This is a genomic window from Microbacterium sp. LCT-H2 (genome assembly GCF_001866135.1).
In the GTDB taxonomy this organism is placed as follows: Bacteria; Actinomycetota; Actinomycetes; order Actinomycetales; family Microbacteriaceae; genus Microbacterium.
Genome location: NZ_MODW01000004.1, coordinates 51167 through 64656 on the forward strand (window position 1 = coordinate 51167; position 13490 = coordinate 64656).

A 13490-nucleotide genomic window follows, 5' to 3' on the forward strand; every position below is an offset into this window, starting at 1 on the left:
GCTTCCTTGAAGGTTCTGTCGCGATTGCGGCGGACCGTTCCGCCGTAAACATCGGATCAATTCTGCGACCTGCACCCGGGTCAGTGCAAGTTGTATCTAAATGTATCTAACGATCGGCGGCGAGGGAAGACCTGTAATAACATCTTGGTCTCGAACCGCCGCCCGGCGTCAATGGAGGCGGATCGAGTCGACGGCGACGAGCTTGTCGCGGATGTACGCGTTCGCGTGCGTACCCAGCTCGTCGTTGTCGGTCCAGAGGTTGCGCCAGATGCCGAGCATGCGGCTGAGGTCGGGCGCCACCACGGCCGAGGAGAACGACTCGAACACGATGGGGCCGTCGTAGCCGATGCGTCCGAGCGCCTTGAAGAACGTGTCGAAGTCGACCGTCCCGGTGCCGAGATAGCCGCGGTGGCTCTCGCCGATGTGCACGTACCGCAGGGCCGGGGCCGCGTCGAGCACCGGCGCGAACATATCCGACTCCTCGATGTTCATGTGGTACGTGTCCAGGTGGATCCCGAGGTTCGGGCGGTCGACCTCGCCGAGGTACGCCAGCGCCTGCCGAGCGGTGTTCAGCACGTTGGTCTCGTACCGGTTCACGACCTCCAGCGAGACCGAGACTCCGCGCGCGGCGGCGTGATCGGCGACGCGCGCGATGGTGCGACGGCTCGACGCCAGACCCTCCGGCGTCACCGGATCCATGTACTTCTTCATGGCGCTGTAGATCACCCCGCAGAAGTGCGTACCGCCGAGCTCGGCGAGCACGTCGACCGCGCGGAGCAGGAGGGCCTCCCCCGCGGCGACCACGGCAGGGTCCCCGCTCGTGATGTCGGTCTCGTCGGAGAGCCCGAGCGAGGCGCTGACCGCGAGTCCGTGCTCCGCGAGGGCGGCCCGGGCGGCAGCGACGTCGAACGAGAACGGGTCCATGAGCGGGAACTCGATGAGGTCGAAGCCCGCGTGCTTCGTCTTCTCCACCGCGAGCCGGATGCCGTCCGCGTCGAAGGTCCCCGTCCAGACGAGTCCGTGGCAGCCGATGTTCATGAACGCTCCTCCGGCGGGTGTCCGGCACCGTCGCCGCACGGACTTGGCACGTTACAAGTCCGCTGTGCGAGTCACGCTACGTCGCCCTCCGCGGACGTGTCAAGAACTTTCTTGGCACGTTACAAGTCCTCCGCTAGCCTGGGCCTCATCCGGCCGCACGCCTGCGGTCCCATCGCCGAAGGAGGCCCATGGCCGCGAGCGTGAAGGATGTCGCGGCTCTCGCGGGGGTCTCGGCATCGACCGTGTCGAACTACCTCAACCACCCGCACGTCCTCGGGGCCGCCAGCCGGGAGCGGGTGCGGGCGGCGATCGCCGAGCTCGGCTTCGTGCCGAACGAGTCGGCCCGCCAGCTCCGCGCGGGATCGAGCAAGGCCCTCGCCCTCATCCTCCTCGACGCCTGGCTGCCCTACTTCAACGACCTGTCCCGCGGCGTCGACGACGTGGCCCGTGAGGGCGGCTGGTCGCTCTTCTTCAGCGACAGCGCCCGCGATGCCGCTCGCGAGGAGCAGAACATCGACATGTTCGAGGCCCACCGGGTGCAGGGCATCGTGATCTACCCGCATGGAGATGTCGTGCCGCGGCTGGAACAGCTCGCGACGCGCGGGATCCGCGCGGTGGTCGTCGGCCCCATCCGCGATTCGCCCTCCGTCGCCGCGGTCACCTTCGACGACCGCGGCGGTGGGCGGCTCGCCGGCGAGCACCTGGTCTCCCTCGGCCGTCGCCGCATCCTGTTCCTCGGAGCCCCGACGGTGAGCCAGTCGAACGATCGCCTCGCCGGGCTGCGCGACGCGGTGGCGGGGACCGACGCCCGCGTCTCCGTCCTCGATGTCGAGCATCTGACGACCGAAGACGGCCTCCGGGCCGGGGCGCACCTGGCGGGGCTTCCCGCGGATGAGCGCCCGGACGCGGTCTTCGCCGCGAACGACGGGGTGGCCCTCGGCGTGCTGACGCAGCTGCTCCGCCACGGCATCCGGGTGCCGGAGGAGATCGCCCTCGTCGGCTTCGACGACGTGGCCGCCGCACATCAGAGCGTGGTGCCGCTGACGAGCGTGCGGCAGCCCGGCTACGAGATCGGTCGCGCCGCCGGGGCCGCGCTGCTGCAGCTCCTCGCCGATCCGACCGCTGCGCCTCCGGCACCCACGCCGTTCCCCGCCGAGCTCGTCGTGCGGGAGTCGACCGTCGGGCGCTCATCGCGTTCCGTCCCTCCGGAGGGGTTCACCGCCTGAGACCGCGCCTGGCGACGCCACGCCAGCGGCGCCTGCCCGAAGCGGCGGCGGAAGGCCCGGGAGAATGCCGGCTCCGATGTAAAGCCGACGGCACCGGCGACCTCACCGATCGGCATGGCCGTCGCAGCGAGCAGACGCTGCGCCGCTGTCATTCGGCGCTCCGCGAGATAGGCCAGGGGAGGCCGACCGACGAGCGCGGTGAAGCGATGCGCGAACGCCGACCGCGACTGGTGCGTGAGCGCGGCGAGCTCTGCCACCGTCCACGCATGCTCGAGACGTCCGTGCATGGCGGACAGCGCCGGGGAGAGGCGCTCGTCGAGAGCGCTCGCCAACCAGCCGCGCTCGCCGTTCTCTCCACTCGCCCAGCGCCGCAGCGCGTGGATGAAGACGAGGTCGAGGATGCGCGAGATCATCGCCTGCGACCCTGGTCCGCGCCTCCGGATCTCCGCGAGCAGAAGGCGCTCGCTGACCATGATCCACTCGTTCTCCGGCGCGGAGCGTGGGATGTGCACCACGGCGGGGAGCGCAGCCTCGAGCTGATCCGACTCCCCGCATTCGCCACGGAGGTATCCGGTGATCCAGCCGCGGCCGATCGGTGCCTCGACGCTCGGACGGTCGTCGGGACGGAGCGGGCGCGCCGGCGCCGAGGCACCGACGGACGACAGGACATGGGGAAGTCCGCGCCGGACGAGCACGATGTCGGAAGGGGCGACGGGCAAATCCCGCTGTCCGGGGACCTGCAGGATGAGCCCCTCGCCCAGGATGAAGTAGAGGCTGGTCGCAGTGCCGGGAAGAGCGATGCGGAACGGCATCTCGGGGTGGAGCCATTCCGCTCCATCGCCTCGCAGCCGCGACTGCTGGAGCACCTCGGACAACACGTCGAGTTCTTGGACTGCGTCCGGGGATGCAGGATGGGCATGTTCTTCGAGTGGATGGGTCATGGTTTCTGCTCCTGCGTCCACCGTAACCTCGTCGTGACCCCGGGCGGGGTTGACAGGGGGCGGTCCGACGGCCGCCACGACGACAGGAGATGAGCATGACCGACAAGCCGGCGATCGTTCTGGTCCACGGGTTCTGGGGAGGCGCCGCCCACTGGGCGAAGGTCATCGTAGAACTGGACCGACGTGGATTCACCGACGTTCACGCCGTGGAGAACCCCCTCACATCCCTTGCCGCGGACGCGGAGCGCACAGTCCAGATGGTGCGGCAGATCGACGGACCCGTGCTCCTGGTCGGACATTCGTACGGCGGAGCGGTGATCACCGAGGCCGGGGATCTTCCCCAGGTCGTCGGACTCGTCTACATCGCGGCCTTCGCACCGGACGCCGGGGAAAGCGCCGGGCAGATCACCGAGGAGCACCCTCCCGCCGCCGTCGACGCCATCGCACCGGATTCGGACGGTTACCTCTGGATCGCCAAGGATCGGTTCCACGCGAGCTTCGCCCAGGACCTTCCCGCGGACGAGGCCCTCGTCATGGCGGTCACACAGAAGGCGCCTCAGGGCTCGACGTTCGCCGACGCCATCTCCGCCCCCGCCTGGAAGGTCAAGCCGACGTGGTATCAGGTCTCCACCGCGGACCGCATGATCGACCCCGATAACGAGCGCCGGATGGCTGCCCGGATGAACCCGCGTGCCATCGTCGAACTGTCGGCGAGCCATGCCTCTCTCGCGTCGCAGCCGGTCGCGGTCGTCGACCTGATCGAGGAGGCGGCTCGCGCGACTACTGCTTCGTAGGCTCCCACTCAGGCGCGCGCTGCCACGGAAGGGTGACCGACCACGCCCTTCCGGAGCAGTGCGTTGCCGTACTTGCGCGTCTCGCCCGTGCGCACCATGAGGTACGCCTCCTTCGCGACCTCGTAGTACGCGAAGCGCTCGACGAAGCGCGTGGTGTCGAGTTCCGTGCCGGCGGCGGCCATGAGTTCGCGCTGCACGTCGAGCACCTCGCCGTCGGCCGAGGTCATCAGGTCGAGGCCCGGCGCATCGTCGAGCGGCAGCACGCTGCGGATGGCCGCGACGACCGCGGGCGTCGTGGTGCCGGGAAGATCGACCACGCGCGCCCCGAGGCCCCAGGCCGGGAAGTGCGCGTCGGCGACGACCACGGCGTCGGAGTGCCCCATCCGGTCGAGATGCAGCAGCAGCTCCCCGGTCAGCAGCGGGTGGATTCCTTCGAGCACGACGGCTCCTCTCGGTGGACGGAGGTCAGGAGGCGGGGATGAGGCCCTCGGCCGCGAGGTTCTCCCACAGGGCCGGCGGGATCTCCCGGGCAGCGTACTCGGCGTTCTGCCGGAGCTGCGCGGGTCGACTGCCGCCGACCACCACGGAGCGCACGACGTCGGCCTGCAGCGGGAACCGGATCGCGGCGGCCGGCAGGGGCACATCGTGATCGGCGCACACGGCGGCGATGCGCACGAGCCGGTCCCACAGCTCGTCGGGGAGCTGCCCGTACTCGTAGCGGCCATCCCGTCGCGGCTCGTTCGAGGCGAGGAGCCCGGAGTTGAACACCGACGCCGCGACGATCCCCGTCCCGGTCTCCCGGCACGCGGGCAGCACGTCGACCGCGGCGGGCTGCTCCAACAGCGTGTACCGGCCGGCCACCATCACGAGGTCGAGGTCGGCGGAGCGCACGGATGCCGCCAGAGCCTCCGAGACCATCGAGCCGATGCCGATCGCGGTCACCTCGCCGTCCGCGCGCAGCTGCTCCAGGGCGGGAAGGGCCTCGGCGAGCGCGAGGTCGAGGTCGTGCCGTTCCGGGTCGTGCAGATAGAGCAGGTCGATGCGCTCGATGCCCAGCCGCTCGCGTGACTCCTCCAGGCTCGTCCGGATGCCGTCCGCCGAGAAATCCCACACGCGCTGCAGGTCGTCCGGCACGTGGAAGTCGTTCGCGGTGTCGAGGCCGCCGGCGTGGTCGGGGTTCGGGCGGAGCAGACGGCCGACCTTGGTCGAGAGCACGTACTCGTCCCGCGGCTTGGTCTGCAGGAAGGCTCCGAGCCGGCGCTCGGAGAGGCCGAGGCCATAATGCGGGGCAGTGTCGTAGAAGCGGATGCCGCTCTCCCACGCCGCGTCCAGCACCGCCCACGCGTCATCGTCGGACAGCTCACGGAACAGGTTGCCGACGTTCGCGGCACCGTAGCCGAGGGTCGGGACGGTCAGGCGGTCAGGCGTGGACATGCGCACCCGTCCAGGTGTACTCCGCGATGCTGTCGGCCTTCATCTCCATGCCCGTACCCGGCGCGGTCGGGGCCATGTAGGAGCCGCCCTGGATGTCGGTCGGCACGACGAAGTGCTCGTGCAGGTGGTCGACGAACTCGATCAGGCGGCCCTCGCGGGTACCGGAGACGGCCACGAAGTCGAACATCGACAGGTGCTGCACGGCCTCGCACAGCCCCACGCCGCCGGCATGCGGGCACACCGGCACGCCGAACTTCGCCGCGAGCAGCAGGTTGGCGATGTTCTCGTTGACCCCCGCGACGCGGACGGCGTCGATCTGCATGACCGAGATCGCGTCGGCCTGCAGGAGCTGCTTGAAGATCATCCGGTTCTGCGCGTGCTCACCGGTGGCGACACGGATGGGCGCGACGCCGCGGGCGATCTCGGCGTGGCCGAGGATGTCGTCGGGGCTCGTGGGCTCCTCGATCCAGGCGGGATGGAACTCGGCGAGCGCGTTGACCCACTCGATGGCCTCGGATACCTCCCAGCGCTGGTTGGCGTCGATCGCGATCGGGAAGTCGGGCCCGCACACCTCGCGCGCCTTGCGGAAGCGGCGGATGTCGTCCTGCAGGTCGGCGCCCACCTTGAGCTTGATCTGCGTGAAACCGTCGGCCATGGCCTCGCGGGCGAGGCGCTCGAGCTTCTCGTCGGAGTAGCCGAGCCAGCCGGGGCTGGTCGTGTAGCCGGGGTAGCCGGTGGCGAGGAGCTGCTGCTCGCGCTCGGCCCGGCCGGGCTCCGCCGCGCGCAGGATCTCCAGCGCCTCCTCGCGGGTGAGGGCGTTGGTGAGGTAGCGGAAGTCGACGAGGTCGACGAGCTCCTCCGAGGTCATCCGGGCGAGGAGCTGCCAGAGCGGCAGGCCTGCGCGCTTGGCCTTGATGTCCCACAGCGCGTTGACGACCGCGCCGATGGCCATGTGCATGACGCCCTTCTCCGGGCCCAGCCAGCGGAGCTGCGAGTCGCCGATGATCTCGCGGAACGTGCCGCCCATGTCGTCGAGGAGCGGTTCGATCTCGCGCCCGACGAGGTGCCCGGCGAGCGCGTCGATCGCGGCGACCTGCACATCGTTGCCCCGGCCGATCGTGAAGACGAAGGCGTGCCCCTCGATGCCGTCGCCGGCGTCCGTGCGGACGACGACGTACGCGGCGGAGTAGTCGGGGTCCGGGTTCATCGCGTCGGAGCCGTCCAGGCTCAGCGACGTGGGGAAGCGGATGTCGGTGGTGTCGAGGGCGACGATACGGCTCACGGGGTTCCTCTCCATGCGCGGGTCATTCTTCCGCGCGGATCTCTTGGAGTGTAAACATCCGATGTCTATACTGTCAACGAGACCGGCCGCTGAGCAGCGGCCTCCCGAACGATCAGGAGAATCATGAAGTTCGCGCGGCTCGGCACCCCGGGGGCGGAGATCCCCGTCCTCCTGGAGGGTGACCGCTACCTCGACCTCCGCCCGGTGACATCCGATGTCAACGGCGACTTCCTTGCGGGAGACTTCGTTTCCCGCGTCGCCGCCGCCCGCGACGCCGGGGAGCTCTCCGAGCTGCCGGACGCCGCGACGATGCGCATCGGCGCCCCGATCGCCCGCCCGAGCGCGGTGATCTGCATCGGCATGAACTACGCCGCCCACGCCGCGGAGTCGGGGTCGGAGCCGCCGACCATCCCCATCATCTTCCTCAAGACCCCCAACACCGTCGTCGGCCCGAACGACGCCGTGACCATCCCGCGCGGGAGCGAGAAGACCGACTGGGAGGTCGAGCTCGGCATCGTCATCGGCACCCGCACCGCGTACCTCGACTCCCCGGAGGAGTCGATGGCGCACGTCGCCGGCTTCGTCGCCGCGAACGACGTGTCGGAGCGCGACTTCCAGATGGCGGTCTCCGGCGGGCAGTGGTCGAAGGGCAAGATCGCCTTCGGCTTCAACCCCACGGGTCCGTGGCTGGTCACGCCCGACGAGGTCGACCACCAGGCGCTCGGCCTCCGCAGCTTCGTGAACGGCGAGCCGCGACAGGACTCGAACACGAGCGACATGATCTTCACGGTCGAGCAGATCGTGCACCACCTGTCGCAGTACGTGACGCTCGAGCCCGGTGACCTGATCCTCACCGGCACCCCGCAGGGCGTGGCCCTGTCCGGCAAATACCCCTACCTCAGCGCGGGCGACGTGGTCGAGATCGAGATCGACGGCCTCGGCCGTCAGCGCCAGGACTTCATCGCATGGGAGGCAGAGAAGTGACCCTTCGACAGGCTCAGGGACCCGACGCCGGCACGGAAGGCCTCGTGGCCATCGTCACCGGTGGCGCCTCCGGCATCGGCGCGGCGATCGCCGACCGTCTGCACGCGGACGGCGTCACCGTCGCGGTCCTCGACCGCGACACCACCCACGCCGACGAGCGCTTCGCCGCGTTCACCGCCGACGTCTCCGACCGCGCGAGCGTGGACGCCGCCGTGGCCGCCGTCGCCGAGCGCTTCGGCCGCATCGACATCGTCGTCAACAACGCCGGCATCGGTGCACAGGGCGACATCGCCGCGAACGACGACGACGAGTGGGCGCGCGTCCTCTCCATCAACGTCACCGGCATCGCGCGGGTGACGTCGGCGGCACTGCCCTGGCTGCGGAAGTCCCCGGCCGCCGCGGTGTGCAACACGGCCTCGATCGCGTCGACCACCGGGCTCCCGCAGCGGGCGCTGTACTCCGCGTCGAAGGGCGCCGTGTCGGCCCTGACCCGCGCGATGGCCGCCGACCACCTGCGTGAGGGCATCCGCGTCAATGCGGTCAACCCCGGCACCGCGGACACCCCCTGGGTCGGACGCCTGCTCGACTCCGCGGCCGACCCCGCCGCAGAGCGGGCCGCGTTGGAGGCACGACAGCCCCACGGACGCCTGGTGAGCCCGGACGAGGTCGCCGCCGCCGTGGCCTACCTCGTGAGCCCCGCCGCGGGCTCCACCACGGGCACCTTCATCGAGGTCGACGGGGGGATGGCGCAGCTCCGCCTCCGCCCCGAGTGACCCGATCTTCCCGACGGCCCGGTGTCTCCCCGCGAGACCCCGGGCCGTCCCCGTCCCGTCCCGCCGTTCCGCCCCCAGCCGGGATCAATCCCGCTCCCCCGCCCCGCCCCGCACGCCCCTTTCTCATCCCGCACGCCGCCCGCTCCCCGCCCACCTCACCATTCGGGATCAGAACCGCCCCTCCATCCCGATCCCCAGGCCCCTTTCTCATCCCGCACGCCGCCTCGCCGCGCGGGCGGGATCAGGATCGTTCCCCGGTCCCGCTGCCGCGGACCGTTTCCCACCCGGCACGCCCCGAGGCGCCCCGGCGGGACGACCGTGAGCGTTACGGCACCCATCCGGCCGGGATCAGAAACGGGCCCGGACGGGGCTCCGGAGGTGGCATATTGCACTCCCCGCGAAAGGGGGTGGGGGTTAGGGGGAGTAGACGGAGGTGGCGGTGGCGTGGAAGAGGGCGTCGTGATCGATGCCGCGGGAGGAGGCCCACGTCGCCACGGCGTCGGCCCAGCGGCTGCGCGCGGTCGGCTGATAGGTGGGCGTGCCGTCGGCGGGAGGCTGCGTGCCACCCGGCTCCGCGGGACCGACCGCCGACACGGGCCAGTCACTCCCCCACATCAGGCGCTCGGGACCGAAGACGTCGGCCGCGGTGTCGAGGAAGGGTTCGAGCTGCGCGAGGCTCCAGTCCCCTCCGGCCTCCGCGGGCAGCCCGGACACCTTGCAGAACACCCCGGGGTGTCGCGCGAGCTCGGCGAGGTCACGCTCCCACTCCACCGAGGGCGTGCGCGGAGCAGAAGCCGTCCCGACCTCCGGCTTACCCAGGTGGTCGAGCACGATCCGCAGCTCGGGGATCGCGCCCGACAGTCGTGCGACGTCGGGGAGCTGCCCCGCCCGCACGCACGCGTCGAAGGTCCACCCGTGCGCCGCGACCTCCCGGGCTCCGGTGATGAAGGCCGACGAGAGCATCGCGCCGTCCGGCTCCCCCTGCAGCAGGTGACGCACCCCGACCACCAGGGGCTCCGCGGTGAGACTCTCCAGGTGCACCGTGGTGTCGGTCCCGCGGTCGAGCCGAGCGCCGGCGACGATGCCGACCACCCCGAGGCGCTCCGCCTGCCCGGCCACCCACCGCACCTCCGCGAGGAAGTCGTCCTCGGTGGTCTCGGCCTGCACGAACACGGCCCGCTCGTCCGTCGCCCGCTCCACCCGCGCACGCTCGAGCTCGTCGGCGCCGAAGCGCCCCGCGAGCGGCCCTTCGAGCCACGTGTACCCGAGGGCTTCCGGGTCCCACAGGTGCAGGTGCGAGTCGAGGATGCGCATGTCCCCATCCTGCCGCAGACATCGGATGTTGTGCGAGGATGAGCGCCATGGCAGTCACGGACGAGGCGATCGAGAAGATCAAGGCGATGATCGTGTCGGGCGAACTGGCCCCCGGCGATCGCCTGCCCCCGGAGAAGGAGCTGTCCGAGCGTCTCGGCCTCTCCCGCAACTCCATGCGCGAGGCGGTCAAGGCGCTGGAGGTCATCCGCGTCCTCGACGTGCGGCGCGGCGACGGCACCTATGTCACGAGCCTGGAGCCGCACCTCCTGCTGGAGGCGATCGCGTTCGTCGTGGACATGCACGACGACGACTCGATGCTGGAGATGTTCGCCGTCCGCCGGATGCTCGAATCGCAGGCCACCGGTCTCGCGGCGACCCTCGGCACGGATGAGGCGATCGCGGCCCTGCAGGAGGAGGTGGAGGCCGTCGACGCGTCCGTCGGGATCGAGGAGCTCGTCGATCACGACATCCGCTTCCACCGCGAGATCGTGGGCATGGCGGGCAACGCCTACCTCGCGAGCCTCATCGAGCACCTGAGCAGCCAGACAGTCCGGGCGCGCGTGTGGCGGGGTCTCACGGAGGGCGGCGCCGTGGAGCGCACCCTGTCGGAGCACCGCGCCATCGCCGATGCCATCGCCCAGCGCGACTCGGCACTGGCGACCTCCCTCGCCACGGCCCACATCGCGGGTGTCGAGCGGTGGCTGCGACAGGCCGCGTCGGCCTGAGCCGTCAGGCCCCGAGGCGCTGCATCGCGGCGTCGAACTCCGCCGCCGAGCTGTCGCTCACCTCGTGGAACAGCAGCTCGTCGAGCACGTCGGGCGCGGCGGTGAAATACGGGATGCCGGCCGCGCGGAGCCCCGTGATGTGGTCGGCCGAGCGCAGGGAGGCGGCGAGGACGTTGGCGTCGCTGCCCGCGCACATCTCCTGCATCCGGGCGATGAGCGCGTCGCCGTCCATGCCCGCGTCGCGCATGCGCCCGAGGTAGGGCGCGATGTACTGGGCGCCGATCGAGGCGCACGCGAGCGCCTGCGCGACCGAGTAGACCGCCGTGACGAGGACCGTGGCCCCGTCGCGGACGAGGGCCGAGGCCGCCGCGAAACCGGCTGCGGTCGCGGGCACCTTGACCGCCACCCGGTCGCCGAGCGCACGGATGCCCTCCGCGTTCCGGAGGAAGGAGTCCGTGTCGCCGCCCCACGTCTGGAAGAACACCTCCCGTGCGCCCTCGTCCACCCAGCGCGCGTAGAGGTCGGGGATCTCCGCGGCCGTCCGCCCGCCGCGTTCGAGGATCGTGGGGTTCGTCGTCACGCCGTGCACCACCCCGGCGGAGAGGAGCCGCGAGACGCGGTCGGTGTCGGCGCTGTCGACGTACAGGCGGGGCGCGATCGCGGTCATCGGGGTCTCCTCGCGGGCAACCTGTCGTTACAGGTGGGGCTTCGGCTAATGTAATGACAGCTCCCGAACCTTGTCAAAGGACGGGAGTCCCGCGCTGTCGAGGAGGATCAGGAGCGAGATGACACCCGCACACCCCGGCGACCGCTCCGGCGTCGTCATCGTCGGCAGCGTGACGGCCGACGTCACGACCTTCTCCCAGCGGCTTCCCGCACGCGGCGAGACCATCCTCGGCGACGAGTTCACGCTGATGCTCGGCGGCAAGGGCGCGAACCAGGCCGTCGCGGCCGGACGCTCCGGAGCCCGCACGAGCTTCGTCGGCTGCGTCGGCGACGACCTGTTCCACGACCTGGTGGTGGACGGGCTCGCCGCGGCCGGCGTCGACCTGGCGCATCTGCGCACCGTGCCGGGCCCGACCGGCATCGCGCACATCCGTGTCGACGCCTCCGCGCAGAACGACATCGTCATGGTGCCGCTCGCCAACGCCGCCCTCAGCACGGCGCAGATCGACGAGGCCCTCGCGGCTCTCGCCCCGACGACCTCCGTCCTGCTCACCCAGCTCGAGACCCCGTCCGCCCTGACCGCCCACATCACCGCGCGCGGTCGCGAGCACGGGATGACCGTGATCCTCGATCCGGCACCGGCGGCGGAGCTGGCACCGGAGATCTGGCGGAGCATCGACATCGTCACCCCGAACGAGACGGAGGCGTCGCTCATCAGCGGCATCGAGGTGACCGACGCCGCCTCCGCCGAGCGCGCCGGGCACTGGTTCCTGGAGCAGGGCGTGGGCGCCGCGGTCATCACCCTGGCCGGGCAGGGGTCGTGCGTCGTCACCGCCGAGGGGGCCACCGTCGTCCCGCCGTTCCCCGTGGAGGCCGTCGACACCACCGCCGCGGGCGATGCCTATGCCGGCTACCTCGGTGCCGCGCTCGCGAGTGGAGCGGCCCTCACCGACGCGGTGCGGCTGGCGACCGCCGCGGGCGCCCTCACCGTCACGAAGCAGGGGGCCTCACCGAGCCTCCCCCACCGCGCCGACGTCGAGGCCTTCCTCGCCGCGCGCACCGCGGCCGCCGTCGCGAACTGAACCAGGAGCACACGATGCGCAAGACCTCGACCACGATCAACCCGGCGCTCTCCCGCGTCATCAGCGAGACCGGGCACACCGATCTGATCGTCGTGACCGACGCCGGGCTGCCGATCCCGCCGGGCTCCGAGCGCATCGACCTCGCCTACCGTCCCGGTGCCCCCGCCTTCCTCGACGTGCTCGACACGGTGCTCGCGGAGCTCGTGGTCGAGGGGGCGACGGTGTCGGCCGAGGTCGCCGAGAAGAGCCCGGAGGTGCTGGACGCCCTGCGCGAGCGCTTCGCCGATGCGGAGTTCGAGATCGAGCTCGTCCCGCACGTCGAGTTCAAGCAGCGCACGCACGCAGCCCGCGCCTTCGTGCGCTCGGGGGAGTTCACGCCGTACGCGAACGTGATCCTGCACGCGGGGGTGGCGTACTGATGTCCCTCATCGAGGATGCGATCGACCGCCACAGCGCGGCGCCGATGTACGACCAGCTCCGGCAGCTCATCATCGACGGCATCGCCCGCGACGGTCTGCAGCCGGGCGACCCTCTTCCCGGCGAGCACCGGCTGTGCGAGCGCTACGGCATCTCCCGCACGGTCGTGCGCCAGGCGCTCGCCCAGCTCGAGCACGAGGGACTCGTCGAGCGGGTGAAGGGCAAGGGCACCTTCGTCTCCCGCCCGCGCACGAGCGAGAGTCTCGTGCACACGCTCGTCGGGCTGTACGACGACGTCGAGCGGCGCGGCGGCCACGTGCACAGCGACGTCCTCCGGCACGAGCAGACCGTCGCCGACGAGGAGGTCGCCCTGGCGCTGGAGGTGCCGGTCGGATCGCCGGTGATCGTGCTAGAGCGACTGCGGCACGTCGACGGCGAGCCCTGGTCGCTCTCCACCACGTGGATGCCGGAGGCGGTGGGCGCGGTGACGCTCGGCGCCGACCTCACCGAGGCGTCGCTGTACCGGCTGCTCGCCGACCACGGCATCATCGCCACGCACGGCGTCCGCTCCGCCGAGGCGACGGTCGCCACGCACGAGCAGGCCCAGCATCTCGGTGTGAGTGCCGGCTCCGCCCTCCTCCGCCTGCGCAGCATCAGCCGCAGTGAGGACGGGCTGCCGATCGAGTACTTCATCGCGTATCACCGTGGCGACCGCTCGCGCTTCGAGTTCCAGCTCCAGCAGGAGCAGTCCCAGGCGTCGCTGATGCACGTGGACGGATCGGGCGGCGCCTCCCCCGCGGGCACGGTGGGCTGA

The 13490-nt window shown here is 71.0% G+C and carries 14 protein-coding genes and 1 pseudogene; 8 read left to right on the plus strand and 7 right to left on the minus strand.

The genetic code is table 11. From position 1 onward, the window contains the following. Positions 1–168 precede the first annotated feature (168 nt). Positions 169–1038: a sugar phosphate isomerase/epimerase gene (locus BK819_RS10955; protein ID WP_071329176.1), complete on the minus strand. Its 870-nt coding sequence runs from the start codon at positions 1036–1038 to the stop codon at positions 169–171. Positions 1039–1226: 188 nt separating this feature from the next. On the opposite strand from BK819_RS10955, the gene BK819_RS17000 reads away from it, so the two are divergent. Further along, positions 1227–2264, plus strand: coding sequence for a LacI family DNA-binding transcriptional regulator (locus BK819_RS17000; RefSeq protein WP_071329177.1), 1038 nt, complete (start codon positions 1227–1229; stop codon positions 2262–2264). A gap of 20 nt (positions 2265–2284) precedes the next feature. On the opposite strand, the pseudogene BK819_RS16375 reads toward BK819_RS17000, so the two are convergent. Then, positions 2285–3205, minus strand: a pseudogene (locus BK819_RS16375) (AraC family transcriptional regulator); the annotation flags it as partial. A gap of 95 nt (positions 3206–3300) precedes the next feature. Between BK819_RS16375 and BK819_RS10975 the strand changes: the two are divergent. After that, a complete protein-coding gene (locus BK819_RS10975) occupies positions 3301–3999 on the plus strand; it encodes an alpha/beta hydrolase (RefSeq protein ID WP_071329180.1) in 699 nt (232 codons plus the stop codon). An 8-nt stretch (positions 4000–4007) separates the two neighbouring features. Here the strand turns inward: BK819_RS10975 and BK819_RS10980 are convergent, their stop codons facing one another. Genes BK819_RS10980 through BK819_RS10990 form a run of 3 tightly spaced genes read right to left on the minus strand, consistent with a single transcriptional unit; the run spans position 4008 to position 6715 of the window. Further along, entirely contained in the window at positions 4008–4439 is a 432-nt protein-coding gene (locus BK819_RS10980) for an RbsD/FucU family protein (protein ID WP_071329181.1), read from the minus strand. Positions 4440–4464: 25 nt separating this feature from the next. Continuing rightward, positions 4465–5433, minus strand: coding sequence for an aldo/keto reductase (locus tag BK819_RS10985; protein ID WP_071329182.1), 969 nt, complete (start codon positions 5431–5433; stop codon positions 4465–4467). Then, complete coding sequence (locus BK819_RS10990; RefSeq protein ID WP_071329407.1) at positions 5420–6715, minus strand: L-fuconate dehydratase; 1296 nt, start codon at positions 6713–6715, stop codon at positions 5420–5422. Before BK819_RS10990 ends, BK819_RS10985 begins: the two co-directional genes overlap by 14 nt. Positions 6716–6838: 123 nt before the next feature. Here BK819_RS10990 and BK819_RS10995 point away from each other — a divergent pair, with 123 nt between their 5' ends. Further along, positions 6839–7699 carry a fumarylacetoacetate hydrolase family protein gene (locus tag BK819_RS10995; RefSeq protein ID WP_071329183.1) on the plus strand — a complete coding sequence of 287 codons (861 nt, stop codon included), beginning with the start codon at positions 6839–6841 and terminating at the stop codon, positions 7697–7699. Further along, positions 7681–8472: an SDR family NAD(P)-dependent oxidoreductase gene (locus BK819_RS11000; RefSeq protein WP_071329184.1), complete on the plus strand. Its 792-nt coding sequence runs from the start codon at positions 7681–7683 to the stop codon at positions 8470–8472. Before BK819_RS10995 ends, BK819_RS11000 begins: the two co-directional genes overlap by 19 nt. A 414-nt stretch (positions 8473–8886) precedes the next feature. On the opposite strand, the gene BK819_RS11005 is transcribed toward BK819_RS11000, so the two are convergent. After that, positions 8887–9786 carry an amidohydrolase gene (locus BK819_RS11005; protein WP_083391756.1) on the minus strand — a complete coding sequence of 300 codons (900 nt, stop codon included), beginning with the start codon at positions 9784–9786 and terminating at the stop codon, positions 8887–8889. Positions 9787–9833: 47 nt separating this feature from the next. Here BK819_RS11005 and BK819_RS11010 point away from each other — a divergent pair, with 47 nt between their 5' ends. After that, positions 9834–10511 carry a FadR/GntR family transcriptional regulator gene (locus tag BK819_RS11010; protein WP_025105368.1) on the plus strand — a complete coding sequence of 226 codons (678 nt, stop codon included), beginning with the start codon at positions 9834–9836 and terminating at the stop codon, positions 10509–10511. Between the two features lie 4 nt (positions 10512–10515). Here the strand turns inward: BK819_RS11010 and BK819_RS11015 are convergent, their stop codons facing one another. Continuing rightward, positions 10516–11178: a transaldolase family protein gene (locus BK819_RS11015; protein ID WP_071329185.1), complete on the minus strand. Its 663-nt coding sequence runs from the start codon at positions 11176–11178 to the stop codon at positions 10516–10518. Between the two features lie 118 nt (positions 11179–11296). Between BK819_RS11015 and BK819_RS11020 the strand changes: the two genes are divergently transcribed. From BK819_RS11020 to BK819_RS11030, 3 genes are read left to right on the plus strand one after another with little or no spacing between them, the layout of a single operon-like run. Next, a complete protein-coding gene (locus BK819_RS11020) occupies positions 11297–12259 on the plus strand; it encodes a ribokinase (protein WP_071329186.1) in 963 nt (320 codons plus the stop codon). Between the two features lie 14 nt (positions 12260–12273). Then, entirely contained in the window at positions 12274–12678 is a 405-nt protein-coding gene (rbsD, locus tag BK819_RS11025) for a D-ribose pyranase (RefSeq protein WP_071329187.1), read from the plus strand. Continuing rightward, positions 12678–13490 (plus strand): GntR family transcriptional regulator, encoded by an 813-nt coding sequence (locus BK819_RS11030; RefSeq protein WP_025105364.1) that lies wholly within the window; start codon positions 12678–12680, stop codon positions 13488–13490. The genes rbsD and BK819_RS11030 overlap by 1 nt, the downstream gene beginning before the upstream one ends.

Bases quoted from the DNA above. Each gene is read 5' to 3' on its own strand.
- BK819_RS11010 (WP_025105368.1), top strand. From the start codon at position 9,834: ATGGCAGTCACGGACGAGGCGATCGAGAAGATCAAGGCGATGATCGTG.
- BK819_RS10985 (WP_071329182.1), bottom strand. From the start codon at position 5,433: ATGTCCACGCCTGACCGCCTGACCGTCCCGACCCTCGGCTACGGTGCC.
- BK819_RS11015 (WP_071329185.1), bottom strand. From the start codon at position 11,178: ATGACCGCGATCGCGCCCCGCCTGTACGTCGACAGCGCCGACACCGAC.
- BK819_RS11005 (WP_083391756.1), bottom strand. From the start codon at position 9,786: ATGCGCATCCTCGACTCGCACCTGCACCTGTGGGACCCGGAAGCCCTC.
- BK819_RS11020 (WP_071329186.1), top strand. From the start codon at position 11,297: ATGACACCCGCACACCCCGGCGACCGCTCCGGCGTCGTCATCGTCGGC.
- rbsD (WP_071329187.1), top strand. From the start codon at position 12,274: ATGCGCAAGACCTCGACCACGATCAACCCGGCGCTCTCCCGCGTCATC.
- BK819_RS17000 (WP_071329177.1), top strand. From the start codon at position 1,227: ATGGCCGCGAGCGTGAAGGATGTCGCGGCTCTCGCGGGGGTCTCGGCA.
- BK819_RS10975 (WP_071329180.1), top strand. From the start codon at position 3,301: ATGACCGACAAGCCGGCGATCGTTCTGGTCCACGGGTTCTGGGGAGGC.
- BK819_RS10955 (WP_071329176.1), bottom strand. From the start codon at position 1,038: ATGAACATCGGCTGCCACGGACTCGTCTGGACGGGGACCTTCGACGCG.
- BK819_RS11000 (WP_071329184.1), top strand. From the start codon at position 7,681: ATGGGAGGCAGAGAAGTGACCCTTCGACAGGCTCAGGGACCCGACGCC.
- BK819_RS10995 (WP_071329183.1), top strand. From the start codon at position 6,839: ATGAAGTTCGCGCGGCTCGGCACCCCGGGGGCGGAGATCCCCGTCCTC.
- BK819_RS11030 (WP_025105364.1), top strand. From the start codon at position 12,678: ATGTCCCTCATCGAGGATGCGATCGACCGCCACAGCGCGGCGCCGATG.